This is a genomic window from Croceicoccus sp. (genome assembly GCF_983967925.1).
On the sequence record NZ_CFETID010000044.1, the window covers coordinates 1 to 15,098 of the forward strand.

Below are 15,098 nucleotides of genomic sequence, written 5' to 3' on the forward strand. Positions count from 1 at the left end.
ACTCAGTGGCTGGCGCCGCCTACCTCGACAAGGCGGCCTGCACGCCACGGTTACGATAGATCGCGATCCGCGTTATCAGCGCCTGCACGACCGATATGGCAGCAAGGCGCACGTCGGAATCCTCTAGCGCATTGTGAAGGTTGGCGACCTTCGCTTCGAAGAGGGACTTCAGTTCGTCGGCGCCGATCGGCTTTATCGTCGGAGCGGGAGAAGCATTGCCTTCCTGCCTAGTCTTGAGCCTGCGCTTCTCGGCTTCCCGTTCTTCGATCAGACGGGCGAGCGTATCGCTTACGCGTCCTGCCAGAAGGTTCTGTTCGAGATTGGAGAGTTCAGCCTGGATTTGCTCCAGACGCTGAGCGTCAGCTGTGACAGCGGCTTCGTTTCCTGAAACCTGACGCTGCAACTCGTCGTTAAATTCTTCGGCGAACGCTGCCGCGAGTGTCGGGGTCAATATCGCGTGCCGTATGAGACCGAGCACCGCCTCACCGAACCGGCACAGTTCGTCTTTGCACGCTATGCCCGCCGAACGCTGGAACGCCCCGCCGAAGAGGCAATGATCCATATCGGCGATGCATGGAACTCAGCCAGTCCACAGCTGGGGCAAGGAGCGAACATGGCGCTGCTCGATGCATGGGCGCTGTCCGTGGCGATGGCACGCAACGCGGATGTTGCGGCAGCCCTGCGCGATGCGGTCGAACTGCGCCGCGGTCATGTCGAAATCTATCAATCGCTGACTTGGCTGTTCACGCCGGTCTATCAATCCGACAGCCGCGTATTGCCCTTCATAAGAGACCGTCTGGTGGGGCCGCTGTCGCGTCTGTGGCCGGCAAACAGGATCCAGGCCGCGATGGTGGCCGGTCTGGTCGCCAATCCTCTACCGGGGCTGGGGCTAGCCGATGCATGACGGGGACGACGGCATCGCCGGCGACCCGGTGATCGTGTTCGACGGGCACTGCGTCCTGTGCTCAGCCAATGCGCGGTTCGTGTTGCGCTACGATCCATTTTCGCTTTGCCGCGATGAAGGGCGCGGTCGGCGCGGCCATTCTGCGGCGCTGCGACGTCGATCCCGAGGACCCCGACACGCTGATCGTCATCGATGGCGGCATGGCCTTTCGCAACAGCGATGCGGCCATCGCGATCTGTGGCAAAGGCGAGATCCTTCCGCGAGAACGAGGCCGGGCTCGTTCCGGCTAAACTGGACCTCGAACGCATGGCCGCTTTTGCGCAAGATCGTCGCAAATCTGTCGACCATCCATCAGTCCTACCTAGACTAGGCAATCACAGCCGAATTTGCTGTAGCTATTTGGCATCTCGGGATGAAGATTGGGCATGAACACGTCAATCGCGCTTCGGGTCATCAGACTTGCTGCCATAGTTGCAGTTGTTGCGATTGTCGGGGTGTGCCTGAACGCTGGCGAACCGCCAGAGCATTGGTGGTGGATCTTTGCGCTACCGTTGATGGCTTGGATGGTTGGCCCCGCGATCGCTGCGTATGCTATAGCCAAGAGGCGACCTTCGCTCACAAGGATCGCAACGATGGGCATCTACATGGCGGCGTTTATGCTCACGAGCGCGGTGGCCTATTACGACGGCCTGATTGCACCCCAGTCATCTACAGCGGGCTTGGTGACAATCTTCCTGCCGCTTTATCAATGGGGAGCGTTGATAGCGGTTTTTCTAGCGCTGGTAGCCTTCGAGTGGATCAAAGGCAGGGCGAATGGTTCCGTCCGCTAGTTGTGAGGCTCGGACCATGGTCTGGAACCGGTCGACTACGGTCGTGCTAGGGTCGCTGTCGGATTTAGATCGGTGGTTGTGGCAGGACGCGTCCTGAGTGCCAGTGCAACCACGTTTGCGGTTCTGAGCTATTCGGTACAGTCGCGGGCTGGAGGCATCCCCGCCCCGCGACATTTGCACCGGCTTCAGGAAGCATCACCCTGCGAGCACCGTCTGAAAATCAGCCCTCTTTCGTCCACGGACCAAACCGCGTCTTCGCTCCGGTCACGAAACTCGCATCCACCTTTGTAGCGAAATCGCGGGAAAGCACCGTGGACACGGTGATGTAGTCGGCCCGAGCCCTGTCGCGGCCAAGGGTTAGGAGCGTGTATCCCTTGAGGTCCTGATTGCAGTAGGCGACCTCGTCATTGGCCTGGGCGATCAGCGTCCCAATACCGGGCAGCAATGCGCCATAAGAAGGGCTGGAAATTGCGGTGCAACCGGATTCCACTGCAACAAGATTGCCCGTGTCATCGTACAAATTATTGGCCCAGCTGGCATGGCTGTCGCCGGCCAGCACGATCGGCCGCGTCCCCGCTTCGCGAAAGGCGGAATACAGGCGTTCGCGCGCCGCGGGATAGCCGTCCCAGCTGTCGAGATTAAAGGGAACCCCATTGCGATAGCGTTCAACTGCGGCAGGCACGCCCCTGTCATACGGAGCGGGCAGCTTGGCCAGCAGCGCGGCATAGCGATCGGTGCCCAGCGCCTTTTCCAGGTCAGGTCCGGCCACTTTCGCCATCACGACCTGATTGCCGATCAATTGCCACGGCTTGCCCGCATCGACCGATTCCCTCAGCACTCCGGTCAGCCAATCGCGCTGTTCGGTTCCGAGCAGTTCACGATCCTCGCGAGCACGCTGAGCCAGAAACGCGGCGTAGTCGTCGGCATTCCCGGGTTCGCCTGCAAAGCTCAGCTGCTTGCTCCGCGCCAGCAGGCGGGTTTCGGTCATCGCCAGGGTCGCAAGATCGCCGAACTCGAAACTGCGGAATATCGCCTCCTTCGCCCGGACGGCCGAAGGGTCGCGAATGGGCATCCATTCGAAATAGGCCTGCATGGCCACGGCCTTGCGCGCGGACCAAGCACCCTCGGTATCTTCTTGGTGGTTCTGGGCGCCGCCAACCCAGTCGTCGTTGGTCACCTCGTGATCGTCCCAGACGCAAATGAAGGCGGCCCGCGCATGCGCGGCCTGCATGTCGGGATCGGCTTTCACCTGGGCGTGGCGCCTGCGATAATCGTCCAGCGAAAGGATCTCGTGCCCGGGTTCGGGAAGGCGTCCCAGGCGCTTGCCGATATCGCCGCCGTACCCTTCGGGTCCGTATTCGTAAATGTAGTCGCCCAAATGGATCACGGCATCCAGCCGTTCGCGTTTCGCCATATCGGCATAGGCGTTGTAGAAGCCGCCCGGATAAAGCTGGCATGAGACCACGGCCAGTACGAGATCGTCCACGCGGCCCACCGGCAAGGTGCGGAAGCGCCCTTCGCCGGACAGCGTGCCGTCACTTCCCTTAAAGCGATACCAGTATTCGCGCCCGGGCTTCAGCCCTTCGACCTCCCGCCGCGGCCTGCCATTCGGGCTGAAGCCGGAAGCGTGCACCCGAAAATGCGCTGGCGAAACCGTCGTTTTCGTCGATGCCGCCATCGATATAGCCGACATTGCCGAACACGCTGACCCAGTCGGTTGGGCGCAGGTTGACTTCGGCCTCCACGCCTAGATTGCTGGCCTTGCCGGCGCTTTCGGTCCGCGTGCTGCCATCGTCCTGTGTCACGCTGACCTGAAAGCCATCGTAGACCTGGTAATAGGCGCCCAGCGACCCGGACACGATCGGGCTGGCAAACTTCACGCCGCCTTCGTAGTTCCACACCGTCTCTTCCGGGACCAGCTGCAGATTGGGCATGGCATTTCCGCTTGCGTCGCGGGCCGCATTGATCTGCACGACGGGCGAGCGGCGACCCTTGGAAACGGTGGCGAATACATTGAGCCTGTCCGACAGGCGATACAGCGCGTTGAAGCGTGGAAGCGCGGCGGAATAGCTGCGATCTGCGCTGAACACCTGCCCCGCGGTATCGATCTGTCCGGGAATGAGCGGCGCGCCCGAAAGAACCGAGTTCGGGACGTCGGTGACATAGGCGGAGCGCCGTTTCTCGATCAGCAGGCGCAGGCCAGCTGTCAACTCGAGCGCGGGGACCGGAAGGAAGGTGACGTCGCCGAAGACCGAATAGCTGTCGTTCTGTCCGCGGTTCTCGAAGGTCGACGTGTAGGGGATGGCAGACAACATCCCGCCCGTGGCAAGCGACGTGACAGCCAGTGCGGGGACGCTGCCATCTGCGGCCACGCAGGGAATTCCCGGGATGAGCGGGCTGGGCGTCGCGACGCTGGTAAGGCACTGCAGGAAGAGCCCCTCCTCGGTTGAGAAAGGCACGTTCTGATAGCCGTCCTCGGTAAAGAAGTTCCAGCCGAAGGACGCCCGCCAGTCTGGATCGACATAGCTGAAGCGCCCCTCGTGGCTGAACTGGTCTCCGTTCGCGATTTCGGCGAACTCGAGGAAGGGGGCGGCGGAACCGTCGGCATCGAATACCTCGGCACTGTCGAACTTACGATAGCCGTTGACCGTGGTGAAGGTAAGCGAGTCCGACAATTCGTAGGCCGCCGTCAGATTGACATCGTAGACATCGCGCACGAGGCCCAGATCGGATCCGCCGAGCGTATCGGCGGAATAGGGCGAGCCGCCGAGGTTGGCGTCGCCGAACGGATCGGCAGGGCCCGCTTCGGTCGCGAAGGTTCCGGAAATGAACGGCGTGCCCGAATTGCGCTGGCGGTCATAGGTGCCGATCAGGTCTACCGTCAGTCGCGAGCCCGGCGTGAAGCGAAGCGATCCACGGGCACCAAGTTGGTCCTGCGCATAAAGGTCGTCCTGCCTGTCGGAGAGATTGGTCACGTAACCGTCGCGCTTGCGCCATTCGGCAGCAATGCGCCCCGCGACGATATCCGAGCCGGCATTGATGTAGCCCGACAGGAGGGTCGAATCGAAATTGCCGTAACCGCCGGTAAGCTCTGCCGCGAAACCCGGACGTGGCCTGGCGGACACCAGGCTGATCGCGCCGACGGCGGACGCGGTGCCGAACAGCGTCGCCTGCGGTCCCTTGATCACCTCCACCCGTTCCATGTCGTAGACCGCCTGATACGAGCCGCGCGAACGGGAAATGTCGACGCCGTTGTAATAGAGCGTGACGCGCGGCCCTTGCTGCGCGGAACCGGAATCGGACGTGATGCCGCGAATGACGATGCCCGGATTGTTGGCGCTCTGCTCCTGAATGTTGAGACCCGGGACGTAGTTGGACAGCTCGTCAAGGTCGCTGACACCAAGCTGCTCCATTCGCGCCCCGTCCAGCACGGACATGGTTATAGGTACGTCAATGGCGCGCTGCACGATTTTCTGGGCGGTAACGAGGATATACCCCTCCGCCGCTATTGCGTTGTCCTGTGCTGGCTGGGCGGCGGCTTGAGCAAGTGCATGCTCGACCGGGAGCGCCGAAGCGGTGAGGCAAAGCGAAATTGCGAAGAACGAATGCGGCTTCATTAGAGACCCCTGTTAACGTATCAGCGGGCCCCTGATGGATCTGAGTGACGCCATCGTGACTGACCGTTACAGCGCTGTCTCAATCGACTCTCTACGGATCTCATATTGCGGTGCGAATGACCGGAATGTCGGCGTAAGCGGACGCAAGCTGTGCAGCATCGGAAAGGCGAGAATTGGTCGACACCTGCCGGTCATGAGAATTATCAGTCCACCGCCCGGGGACGCCGACAAAGCGGTCATTCTCGGTCTCGGGTCACACTAGCAGAAGCTGCCGTAGGTTCAGGCTGTCACTGGCTACCGGAACTGGCCGACTGCAGACCGGCAGGTTTTGGCGGTGGCATGGTTGAAGCGGACGTTCAACGAAGCATTAGCCAAGGGCAGCAGTCGACCAGACTAAGCCACTCCGCCAGCCGAGGGTGTATGTCGGTTAGGCGCCGCAACTGACGTAGTGGCAGGCTAACGTCGTCGAAGTTCCAAGAACCCGCATGTCCGCAAATACACCGGCAGCTTCAAGGAGCTGACGACTCGCTGGCGACCGCGATTGGTGCAGGAACGGAAATTGCGCTTTCGGTGGAGATGGCGCGACAACAGCCTTGGCCGCGCGCCAACCACTTTATCGGGGTAGGCATGTATGCACCTGCGGCATCGCGGCGATTCAAGTGACCCCCGTCAAAAATCGAGATGGTCTGGAGCATCGGGGATGCGTGCAATCACCTTTATCTCGAAGTCGAAACCGGCCAGCCAGTTCACCCCGACAGCTGTCCAGTTCGGATAGGGTGCCTCCCGAAAATGGCGGCGCTTCACATTCATGATGGTATCGAACTGGCGTTCGGGATCGGTGTGAAAGGTCGTCACATCGACGATATCGCCAAGGTCGCACCCCGCAGCGGCCAGGACTGCTATCAGGTTGGTGAAGGCTCGCTCGACCTGCGCCTCGAAGTCGGGTTCCGGTGTGCCGTCGTCACGACTACCGACTTGCCCGGACACGAACAGGAGACTGCCGGAGCGGATCGCAGCAGAATAGCCGTGCTGCTCGTACAGTGCATGCCGATCGGCGGGGAAGATCGCTTGGCTGGTGCTCATGGTAGATCCTCGGTTCTTGAGAAGAAGCATGGCGTGAGTGGGAGCCGCCACCCTTGTTGGTTAGATTCGATCTGGATTTCGGCGTCACGAGGGTCGTTGAAGAACGTCCTGAAGTTCAGGATTTCGGTCGATCTGCGCCTTTGCAAACGGGCATAAAGGGATGATCTTGAATCCCTCACTGCGTGCATCGTCGACGGCTTTTCGCACCATGCTTTCGCCGACCCTGCGCCCGCGCAAGGCGTCGGGCACTTCGGTATGATCGATGATAAGGAGCGCCTTGTTGGCGCGGCTGTAGGTCATCTCGGCTTCGGAGCCGTCGACGAGCATGTGGTAGCGCCCTTTGGAGGCGCCGTCCTCTCGTTGAACCGGCTCTTCAGGCAGCGGCGTGCGATGTTGCACCGATACGGCGTCCGGTTGCCGCACCGCAGCAGGTCGCCCGATTGCGCATTCCAGCACGTCGCGATCCCAGTTTCCGAGGTCCGCGGCAGCTTCATAGGTCGATCTGAGAAAGGCCATCAGTGCGGCATCGCCATCCTGTGCAGTCTGGACGGCGTCGTAGGGCAGGATGAATTCGGAAAGCTGCTCATGCCAGAACGCGGAATCGGGCTGAACAGAGGCGCGGCGGTAACCGTTCGGCGCGGGATATGCGTAAGCGTAGAAGGCAGGATAATCTATGCCGCCACCGCCTGGCCAGAAGCCTGCCGAAGACACCTCGCGGTCGTAGGCTTCCTGCGCCACGTCGTCTGGCAAGGCGGGAATGCCGCCGGGGTGGAGCGGCGCGCGCCGGCCCGAAAAGCGGGTGACAGCCAGGTCCAGGGCGCCCCAGAACAGATGCACGGGGCTGGACTTGCCGAGAAACGAGGTCCGGAACCGATTGAATACCTTGTCGACCGCCACCAGCGCCTGATGATAGCGCTGAACCGCATCGCGGTCGTAAGGCCGGTCGCGATCGTCTTCCCTGAAAGGGACCGGGTCGGGTACTTCGTTCGGTTTCCCATCGAAGTTCGGCGTTCCGCCAAGCTCCGAGATGAGCGCGACGAATTGGGAGTGGAACTTGGCCACTGTCATCGGCTCGAGCGCGAAGGCAGCCCTTCCGCCATCGCCGCAGGTTCCCACGACTTCGTGCGTAAGAAGATCGAACAGGATCTCGATCCCCGGGCCGTCAGGAATGGGCGAGGATGCCAGCCCGCGAGGCGTGACGTAAAACGTCGCGTTCCAGGAATGGTTGAGCCAGGGACTGTGAGCCAGCCGGTACTTGCCTGCAATCTGAAGGTAGAGATGAAGCGCCGAGCAGGTTTCACGCCAACCGAGGTAGTCAAGCCGGGGCCAATTGTTCGTCATGTTGCGTTCTCCATTCGGTGTTGGCGAGCGTTGCACCGTCTCTCGACCACGCGTCATTCCGCTCGGTAAGCGGAGGTACAAAAATTTCCGCTTCTCCGGAAACATCGATCGCGACCTTCCCCCGAAGACCCCTGCGCGAACCCGTCTCCAGCACTTCGTGCCCCTCACCGATGCGTTCGAGCGGCAGAACGGCGCCAATCACCGGCCGCACCAGCCCGCGTTCGACAAGGTTTGTCAATTCGTCGAGCTTGCCGCGGTTCTGGCGGGTAAAGACAAAGTGATAGGAGGCATTGCGCCCCCAGGCCTCGACCAGGTTTTGTGGCGTCGCGATATCGACAATCGACACCACGCGCCCGAATGGCGCCAGCACGAGCGGGCTCTTTGTCAGGGTGTCGCCGCCGATCGTGTCGAAAACAACGTCGACTCCATGTCCGCCGGTGAGCGCTTGCACGGCGTCGACGTAATCGGCACCGGCATAGTCGACCACATCGTCCGCCCCGAGTGCGCGGACGAAATCATGGTTGTGGCCGCGTGCAGTCGTAATGACCCGGGCCCCGATGGTCTTTGCGATCTGGATCGCGATCGTTCCGACGCCGCCGGCGCCGCCGTGGATGAGGATCGTTTCGCCGACGCGAAGACCCGCGCGAGCGACGAGGGCCTCCCAGACGGTCCCGCCTACGAGCGTCAGGCTCGCTGCCTCGACGTGCGACAGGTTGCGGGGCTTGCGTCCCACGAGATCGACGTCGGCGACGTGAACCTCGGCATAGGACCCGGCGCCGCCGAATATCTTCGGCGTGTAATATACCTCGTCGCCGGGAGCGAATTCGGTGACCTCTGCGCCGACGGCTTCCACAACGCCGGAAATGTCATGTCCGATAATGGCTGGCAGCGGGACGTAATCGGCATAGTCGCCGCGGCGGATCTGATAATCGAGCGGATTGATTGCCGTGGCGTGAACGCGAACGCGAACCTGCCGCGAGCCGACCGGAGGGACAGGAAGATCCTGCGCCTCGAATGCGTCGGGACCGCCGAAGCGGGTCAGGACGACGGCCTTTATCGTGTCGGACATGTTGTCTTCCTTTCGTCGTATCGAAGCGCGCCGTCACATTGAAGCCAAAACGGGTGGGTCATCCGCCTGTGCTTCCTCTATTCCTCAGGGTACTGCACTGCCGGTGATTGCAGGGCACTCGCGATCGCGGCATCGACCCCAAATTACCGTAACGTCGAAACAATGCGGTGCGGGGACTGCTCCGTAGTTGCCGAAATTGCGCACTTCCTCGGCGTAGCGCTCAATCGCCGAGGGTCAGTCGTGCGTTCGCATTCAGGTGAAGCCCAAGGCCGTCCGCCGCAGTTGAAGCACCGGGTGTCGGGAACTGCAGTGGCAAATGGCGGGTGACGGGCATTTCCTGAAAAGATGCTGCCAAGCAGTGCCTCCCCCGCAAGATCGGCAACGCAGCCGCAGCTTCCGCGCCGCGCGTTGCCTGAACGCTTGCTAGTCTCATCGGGTTGCAGCCACCGAGCGCCTTCGTTCGGAAACTAACGCAAACTGGAGAAGCGAGAGACAGCACAAGCGGTCCCATGCCTCGCGACAGGCGCCGCGGCGCCGTAGGTTCGCGAAATTTGCCCAAGCTCAACCTGAAGGAATCCGGTCATGGCCATTATCACCACATCCGACGGCACCAATCTGTACTACAAGGATCTGGGTCCGAAGGACGCGCAGCCGGTGATGTTTCACCATGGCTGGCCGCTGAGCTCCGACGACTGGGACAGCCAGATGCTTTTCTTCCTGTCTCAGGGCTACCGCGTGATCGCCCATGACCGGCGGGGCCATGGAAGATCGGACCAGACCGATACGGGCAACGAAATGGACACCTACGCCGACGATGTCGCGGCAATCGTGAAGGCGCTGGATCTTCAGGATGTCATTCATATCGGCCATTCGACCGGCGGCGGCGAGGTCGTCCGCTATGCCGCCCGGGCCGAGCGCGGTCGCGTTGCCAAGGCAGTGATGATCGGCGCCGTCCCCCCTGTGATGGTCAAGTCGGACAGGAACCCGGACGGCATTCCCATGGAGGTCTTCGACGGGTTTCGCGAGGCGCTGTCCCGGAACCGAGCGGAATTCTACAAGGGCATCCCGAGCGGCCCGTTCTATGGCTTCAATCGCGAGGGTGCGGAGGTGAGCCAGGGTCTGATCGACAATTGGTGGCGCCAGGGAATGGCCGGCGGCGCAAAGGCTCACTACGATTGTATCAAGGCATTTTCGGAAACCGACTTCACCGGCGATCTGGAGACCATCACGGTTCCGGTGCTGTTCCTGCACGGTGAGGACGACCAGATCGTCCCTATCGAAAACTCGGCTCACAAGGCGGTCAGGCTGGTGCGGGACGGAACGCTGAAAAGCTATCCGGGTCTTTCGCACGGCCTGTTCGCCACGCATCCCGAACTGGTGAACTCGGACCTGCTGGCCTTTGCCCGCACCTGATGAGGCGGCCGGCCCCGGCTGATCGGCATGAGCGGAATCGGACATCCAGGCCGTCCCATTGTTCACCGGCCCAATCGAGGAGGTTGAAATGTCCGTCAATTACAGAACGCAACAGGTGGGGGCCGTAAACGTCTTCTTCCGCGAGGCGGGCCCGAAGAACGCGCCTGTCCTCCTGCTGCTCCACGGCTTCCCCTCATCGAGCCACATGTTTCGCGAGCTCATTCCGCTGCTCGCCGATCGCTATCGCGTGATTGCTCCGGACCTGCCGGGCTTTGGCCAGACACAAGCGCCGGATCGGGGCGCTTTCGAGTATACATTCGACAATCTCGCGGAAGTCATCGAAGGGTTCACGCAGGCCCTCGGCCTCGACCGCTATGCCCTTTATGTCTTCGATTATGGAGCCCCGGTCGGTTACCGGCTGGCGACCTCGCATCCCGAACGCATAACCGCCCTGATCAGCCAGAACGGCAACGCCTATCTCGACGGTTTCAGTGACGAGTGGGGGCCGTGGCAAGCCTATTGGCGCGACCCCAGTCCCGAAAACCGGGAAGCCTGCCGTGAATCGCTTTCGGCCGAGGTCATCGAGAATTGGCAGTATCGCACCGGCACCGGGCCGAACCTGCTCGCCCCCGATGGTTACTTGCTGGACATTGCCTTGATGTCTCGACCGGGGGCACAGGAAATCCAGCTGGACCTGATACTGGACTACCGCAGCAATCTGGAGCGCTATCCGGAATTCCAGGCCTACTTCCGCAAGCATCAGCCGCCTTTGCTCGCGGTATGGGGGCGGCATGACCCGGCATTCATCCCCGCGGGTGCGGAGGCGTACAAGCGCGATCTGCCCGATGCGCAGGTGCACCTGCTCGACACCGGCCATTTTGCCCTGGAAACACATGTCGGCGAAATTGCCGAGTTCATCCGCCGTTTCCTGGGCCGACATCTCTAGGGCGGGCCTTGCCACCCCGGCCGCCTGATCGCCGGTTATATGCAATCATCAGCCTATCGAAGGTGCCATCATGTGCTTTGGAAATATCACGGAGGATTGGGCAGTCTTCGCTCATGACGGCGATGTGAGTATCGGCGCCGTGCGGCATATCCGGGCCGACACGCTGATCGTCTACATCAAAAATTTTGGCGATGTGACTTTCCATAAGCGGGATGTCGCCCGGGCGAGCGATGGCAAGGTCGTTCTGCAGCCGGATTGCCTGTCGCGGGAGGTCCTGAATGCCATCACCCATGCCCACGATCAGGAGCGGGAACGAACCTGATCACGCGGCGCTTCGAAGTCTTCCGAGCGTTAACGGCTTGGGACTTCAACCCGATCCACCGGTCCCCTGCAAAGCAGACATGGAAGCGATCGGCGTTAAGATAGGCAATCACCGGTTCGCCCCCCCTCCAGAAAGGGCGCCGGCGCTCGGCAAAACCGACATCACAGCAAGATCGGCACTTTGACGGCAGCTTCTGCGCCGCGCCGATCGGGCATGGCCTCTAGTTTCGCTTCCAGAGCATGGCTCCCCCCACAGACGCAAAGGACAGCAAATGACCTACCGCAATGGCCTCGACTCGCTTCTCCGTCCCGAAGATTCGGTCCTCGTCCTGATCGACCATCAACCCTATCAACTCGCCAACCTGAACAGCCATGACCCGCACATGGTGGTGAATAATACCACTGCGCTCGCCAAGGTGGCCAAGGTGTTCGGCGTGCCCACGATCCTGACCAGCGTCGTTGCCGCCCGCGGCGGCGTCATCTTCCCGCATGTCACCGACGTCTTCCCCGATAATGAAGTCATCGACCGCACGACGATCAATACCTGGGAGGATCCGAAGGTCGTGAACGCCGTCAAGGCGACCGGCCGCAAACAGCTGATCATTGCCGGATTATGGACCGAAATCTGCGTTGCGATGCCCGCGATACAGGCCGCTGGCGAAGGTTGGGACGTTACCGTGATCACCGATGCGTCGGGCGGCACGTCACTGGAAGCGCATGAGGTCGCGATACAGCGCATGATCGCCGCCGGCATCAACATGATGACCTGGCTGGCCCTCGCTTCCGAATGGCAACGCGACTGGGCACGGGCCGAGACCGCCATGCCGCTCAACGATGCCCTCAGGGATCATATCGGCGGCAGCGCCATCGCCTATCTCTGGGAGCAGCAATTGCTCAACACAACGGTGCCGGGCACGTCGGGTTGATCCGGACGCGGATGAAGAGGCGAGCCCGGGGCATGAACGGAATGGCCCCGGCCTCGTCACCGGCAATTCTGTCCGAAGCTGCCACGAGGGAGTGAGAGATGGATTTCGCAACGATCATGAAGAACAATCTCGATCTGGTTTTCGGCGAACGCGACCCAGCCAGGCGTATTCTGCAGATCCGGAAGATCTACGAAGAAGATGCGGAGTTTCACGAAGCCGAGCGGTCATGGCGTGGGCATGACGCAATCTCGCAGGCCGTAACCGAAATCCTCGAGCATCTGCCTGAAGATTTCGTTTTCACTGCGATAAGGCCGGCATCAGGCCATCACGGCGTCGGCCGTTTGCAGTGGAGGGTCGGCTCGTCCGGAGGTCCCGCCGCAGCGACGGGCACCGATGTCGCTCGTGTCGAAGGCGGCCTCATTCGGGTCCTGCATGTTTTCCTCGATCAGCCTGATCCCTGAACGGCGATGATGCTCCGCGCGGAGATCGCGCTTTCTGCTGTCCGGCTCGTGCCTCCGTGCGGGTAAAGGAGTTGCTGCAAATGTCCGAATATGGCTTTCCTGTCGGGCTGGAAATGGACGTAAGATATCCTTCCTTCCAAGTTAGCCTGACGCTACTGTCGACCACCCAACTGGTGTTCGAGATCAAGGAAGGGCCTTTTGCCCGCGCCGAAACCGTCGATATTCAGGTCGTGCCAATCGGCAACAGCATCTTTGCCGTAAGCTGGCAGGAAGCGAGCGGTGCCTCGGTCACGAATATCCAGGACTTCGATCGCGGTCTTGTCTTCTCGTTCGCGACCTTGCCCGATGGCCGGTTCCTGCGGATGAGGGGCACGATGGCGATCACGCGACCGGCGGATCGCACCTCCGACGACCGCCCTCAGCGCAACAAGAAATTGGTCCTCGAAGCGATGACGTCACTGTTCCAGCGCCATGATGCATCGGCCGTCCAACGGCTTTACGCCCGCGACTACATCCAGCACAATCCTGACATTCCGCAAGGCCGCGACGCGTTGCAGGCCATAGTCGCCGCGCTGCCGGAACACGTCTACTACGAGCCTGGCCTGGTCATTGCCGGAGACGATCTGGTCGCCATCCACGGCCGGATCAGCGGCTGGGCCGAGGAGCCCCAGGTCGTGGTCGATATCTTCCGTGTCGAAGACGGCAAGCTGGCCGAACACTGGGACGTCTTGCAGAACGATGTCCCCCCGGCTTCCGGAGCAGACGGTCGTGCGATGTTCGATCCGGACGAGATGGAAACACGCTCATGAACAAGGTGAAATCCTTGCTGATCCACGGCGCCGTGGCCGCAGGCGTCGTCGCGATGCAGCCAGTTGCGGCCCTCGCCAAGGTGAAGAACATCGTTCTCGTGCACGGCGCAAACGTCGACGGCAGCACCTGGCGCGACGTCTACGACCGCCTGACCGCGGAAAACTACATGGTGACGATCGTGCAGATGCCCTTGACCTCTACCGAAGAGGACATTGCCGCGGTCCAGCGGATCGTCGACCTGCAGGAAGGCCCGATGCTGCTGGTCGGGCATTCCTATGGCGGCGTCGTGATCAGCGAAGTCGGCGCGGACCCGGACGTTAAAGGCCTCGTCTACGTCGCGGCATTCCAGCTCGATGTCGGCGAAAGCGGCGGGAGCCTGTTGGCCTCCGCTCCTGCCGGGTTCACGGCCGACAGCCTCACCGTCTTCGAGGATGGACATTACCTCATCCATGAAGACGCCTTTCTCTCGGTGGTTGGCAATGGTCTGTCCGAGGAGGATGCCATCTTCGTCGCGCGGTCGCAGACTGCATCCAGCTCGGCGATCCTCGAATACCGGGCACAGGCGGCGGCGTGGAACTACAAGCCAAACTGGTCGGTCATAGCAACACTCGACCGAACGATCGCGCCCGACCTGCAGCGCCGGATGTCGCAGCGGGCCGGCTCGACAGTCGAGAATATCGAGAACGGACACATGTTGCCGATGACAAATCCCGACGAAGTGTCCTATGTGATCCGGCAGGCCGCCGAAGCGGTGGAATAAGCGAACGGCGCGGCCCTCACTGCAATGCTACGGATCGGACGGGATCGCGAACCGCGCGCCTGTAGTCGGACGGGCTGAGATGCATGTGCTGAAGAAATACCCGGGCGAGGACCTGGTTCGAAGAGTAGCCGACCTCAAGCGCGATCTGCGTGATCGAAAGGTCCGACCGTTCGAGGAGTGCGCAGGCTTTCTCCACTCTCAGCCGTGTAAGGTAAAGGCGGGGCGGCACCCCCAGGCTCTGCTTGAACATGCGCGCGAAATGGAAGGACGAGAGCTGCGTCTCGGCAGCCAGTTCGTCGAGGCTGATATCCTCCGCAAGCCGCGCATGCATCAGATCCAGGCAGCGCCTTTTCGCCCAAGGTGCGAGGCCCCCCTTGGCAGGGGCGAGCGGCGCGCCGGCCGAGCGACAGAGTTCAGCGAGGATTTCGCAGCCCGCAGCGCGTGCCAGCAGACGTGATGGGGCACCCTCGTTCACGCTGAGAGACCACAGCTTTCGAAGCGCTGACCGGATGGTCGGCGTCGCCTGCGGTGCGCGGAAGATATCCAGGTCATCGAACGAGAATGAGAACGGCGGTGCAAAATTAGACCACGGTAGCGGCGGCGCAGTGTTGCTGCGG

The 15,098-nt window shown here is 61.6% G+C and carries 17 protein-coding genes; 10 read left to right on the forward strand and 7 right to left on the reverse strand.

Translation table 11 applies throughout. The annotated features are described in order from the left end of the window. Positions 1-19 precede the first annotated feature (19 nt). The gene (locus AC4FIJ_RS15585) at positions 20-451 is read right to left on the reverse strand and encodes a hypothetical protein (protein WP_490337562.1); all 432 of its coding nucleotides are present in this window, start codon (positions 449-451) and stop codon (positions 20-22) included. 6 nt (positions 452-457) lie between these two features. Here AC4FIJ_RS15585 and AC4FIJ_RS15590 point away from each other — a divergent pair, with 6 nt between their 5' ends. The 3 genes from AC4FIJ_RS15590 (at position 458) to AC4FIJ_RS15600 (ending at position 1,734) form a co-directional block, all read left to right on the forward strand. Continuing rightward, a complete protein-coding gene (locus tag AC4FIJ_RS15590; protein WP_490337563.1) occupies positions 458-904 on the forward strand; it encodes an FAD-dependent oxidoreductase in 447 nt (148 codons plus the stop codon). Between the two features lie 68 nt (positions 905-972). After that, positions 973-1,194 carry a thiol-disulfide oxidoreductase DCC family protein gene (locus AC4FIJ_RS15595; RefSeq protein ID WP_490337564.1) on the forward strand — a complete coding sequence of 74 codons (222 nt, stop codon included), beginning with the start codon at positions 973-975 and terminating at the stop codon, positions 1,192-1,194. A gap of 135 nt (positions 1,195-1,329) precedes the next feature. Then, on the forward strand, positions 1,330-1,734 hold the full coding sequence (locus tag AC4FIJ_RS15600; protein ID WP_490337565.1) for a hypothetical protein: 405 nt from the start codon (positions 1,330-1,332) through the stop codon (positions 1,732-1,734). 220 nt (positions 1,735-1,954) lie between these two features. Here AC4FIJ_RS15600 and AC4FIJ_RS15605 read toward each other — a convergent pair whose 3' ends face one another. The 5 genes from AC4FIJ_RS15605 to AC4FIJ_RS15625 all read right to left on the reverse strand — a co-directional run bounded on the left by AC4FIJ_RS15605 (position 1,955) and on the right by AC4FIJ_RS15625 (position 8,844). Continuing rightward, complete coding sequence (locus AC4FIJ_RS15605) at positions 1,955-3,367, reverse strand: alkaline phosphatase D family protein (RefSeq protein ID WP_490337566.1); 1,413 nt, start codon at positions 3,365-3,367, stop codon at positions 1,955-1,957. Next, positions 3,279-5,351: a TonB-dependent receptor gene (locus tag AC4FIJ_RS15610; RefSeq protein ID WP_490337567.1), complete on the reverse strand. Its 2,073-nt coding sequence runs from the start codon at positions 5,349-5,351 to the stop codon at positions 3,279-3,281. Before AC4FIJ_RS15610 ends, AC4FIJ_RS15605 begins: the two co-directional genes overlap by 89 nt. Before the next feature lie 669 nt (positions 5,352-6,020). Beyond that, on the reverse strand, positions 6,021-6,434 hold the full coding sequence (locus AC4FIJ_RS15615) for a RidA family protein (protein WP_490337568.1): 414 nt from the start codon (positions 6,432-6,434) through the stop codon (positions 6,021-6,023). 84 nt (positions 6,435-6,518) lie between these two features. Continuing rightward, positions 6,519-7,775: a DUF5996 family protein gene (locus AC4FIJ_RS15620; protein WP_490337569.1), complete on the reverse strand. Its 1,257-nt coding sequence runs from the start codon at positions 7,773-7,775 to the stop codon at positions 6,519-6,521. Further along, entirely contained in the window at positions 7,750-8,844 is a 1,095-nt protein-coding gene (locus AC4FIJ_RS15625; protein ID WP_490337570.1) for a zinc-dependent alcohol dehydrogenase family protein, read from the reverse strand. Before AC4FIJ_RS15625 ends, AC4FIJ_RS15620 begins: the two co-directional genes overlap by 26 nt. Positions 8,845-9,426: 582 nt before the next feature. Between AC4FIJ_RS15625 and AC4FIJ_RS15630 the strand changes: the two genes are divergently transcribed. The 7 genes from AC4FIJ_RS15630 (at position 9,427) to AC4FIJ_RS15660 (ending at position 14,481) form a co-directional block, all read left to right on the forward strand. Continuing rightward, a complete protein-coding gene (locus AC4FIJ_RS15630) occupies positions 9,427-10,257 on the forward strand; it encodes an alpha/beta fold hydrolase (RefSeq protein ID WP_490337571.1) in 831 nt (276 codons plus the stop codon). An 88-nt stretch (positions 10,258-10,345) separates the two neighbouring features. Further along, positions 10,346-11,203 (forward strand): alpha/beta fold hydrolase, encoded by an 858-nt coding sequence (locus AC4FIJ_RS15635; RefSeq protein ID WP_490337572.1) that lies wholly within the window; start codon positions 10,346-10,348, stop codon positions 11,201-11,203. 124 nt (positions 11,204-11,327) lie between these two features. Further along, positions 11,328-11,525, forward strand: a complete 198-nt coding sequence (locus AC4FIJ_RS15640; protein WP_490337573.1) for a hypothetical protein — start codon at positions 11,328-11,330, stop codon at positions 11,523-11,525. Between the two features lie 271 nt (positions 11,526-11,796). Then, positions 11,797-12,450 (forward strand): hydrolase, encoded by a 654-nt coding sequence (locus tag AC4FIJ_RS15645; protein WP_490337574.1) that lies wholly within the window; start codon positions 11,797-11,799, stop codon positions 12,448-12,450. A 98-nt stretch (positions 12,451-12,548) separates the two neighbouring features. Then, complete coding sequence (locus AC4FIJ_RS15650) at positions 12,549-12,911, forward strand: nuclear transport factor 2 family protein (protein ID WP_490337575.1); 363 nt, start codon at positions 12,549-12,551, stop codon at positions 12,909-12,911. Between the two features lie 80 nt (positions 12,912-12,991). Then, on the forward strand, positions 12,992-13,720 hold the full coding sequence (locus tag AC4FIJ_RS15655) for a nuclear transport factor 2 family protein (protein WP_490337576.1): 729 nt from the start codon (positions 12,992-12,994) through the stop codon (positions 13,718-13,720). Next, a complete protein-coding gene (locus AC4FIJ_RS15660) occupies positions 13,717-14,481 on the forward strand; it encodes an alpha/beta hydrolase (protein ID WP_490337577.1) in 765 nt (254 codons plus the stop codon). Before AC4FIJ_RS15655 ends, AC4FIJ_RS15660 begins: the two co-directional genes overlap by 4 nt. A 16-nt stretch (positions 14,482-14,497) precedes the next feature. On the opposite strand, the gene AC4FIJ_RS15665 is transcribed toward AC4FIJ_RS15660, so the two are convergent. Next, positions 14,498-15,098: helix-turn-helix domain-containing protein (locus AC4FIJ_RS15665; RefSeq protein WP_490337578.1), on the reverse strand; the 601-nt coding region annotated here is incomplete at its 5' end.

What these genes read in the sequence shown, in the direction of transcription:
- AC4FIJ_RS15595 (WP_490337564.1), top strand. Translation starts at nt 973, where the DNA reads ATGCGCGGTTCGTGTTGCGCTACGATCCATTTTCGCTTTGCCGCGATG.
- AC4FIJ_RS15600 (WP_490337565.1), top strand. Translation starts at nt 1,330, where the DNA reads ATGAACACGTCAATCGCGCTTCGGGTCATCAGACTTGCTGCCATAGTT.
- AC4FIJ_RS15610 (WP_490337567.1), bottom strand. Translation starts at nt 5,351, where the DNA reads ATGAAGCCGCATTCGTTCTTCGCAATTTCGCTTTGCCTCACCGCTTCG.
- AC4FIJ_RS15615 (WP_490337568.1), bottom strand. Translation starts at nt 6,434, where the DNA reads ATGAGCACCAGCCAAGCGATCTTCCCCGCCGATCGGCATGCACTGTAC.
- AC4FIJ_RS15620 (WP_490337569.1), bottom strand. Translation starts at nt 7,775, where the DNA reads ATGACGAACAATTGGCCCCGGCTTGACTACCTCGGTTGGCGTGAAACC.
- AC4FIJ_RS15625 (WP_490337570.1), bottom strand. Translation starts at nt 8,844, where the DNA reads ATGTCCGACACGATAAAGGCCGTCGTCCTGACCCGCTTCGGCGGTCCC.
- AC4FIJ_RS15630 (WP_490337571.1), top strand. Translation starts at nt 9,427, where the DNA reads ATGGCCATTATCACCACATCCGACGGCACCAATCTGTACTACAAGGAT.
- AC4FIJ_RS15635 (WP_490337572.1), top strand. Translation starts at nt 10,346, where the DNA reads ATGTCCGTCAATTACAGAACGCAACAGGTGGGGGCCGTAAACGTCTTC.
- AC4FIJ_RS15645 (WP_490337574.1), top strand. Translation starts at nt 11,797, where the DNA reads ATGACCTACCGCAATGGCCTCGACTCGCTTCTCCGTCCCGAAGATTCG.
- AC4FIJ_RS15650 (WP_490337575.1), top strand. Translation starts at nt 12,549, where the DNA reads ATGGATTTCGCAACGATCATGAAGAACAATCTCGATCTGGTTTTCGGC.
- AC4FIJ_RS15655 (WP_490337576.1), top strand. Translation starts at nt 12,992, where the DNA reads ATGTCCGAATATGGCTTTCCTGTCGGGCTGGAAATGGACGTAAGATAT.
- AC4FIJ_RS15660 (WP_490337577.1), top strand. Translation starts at nt 13,717, where the DNA reads ATGAACAAGGTGAAATCCTTGCTGATCCACGGCGCCGTGGCCGCAGGC.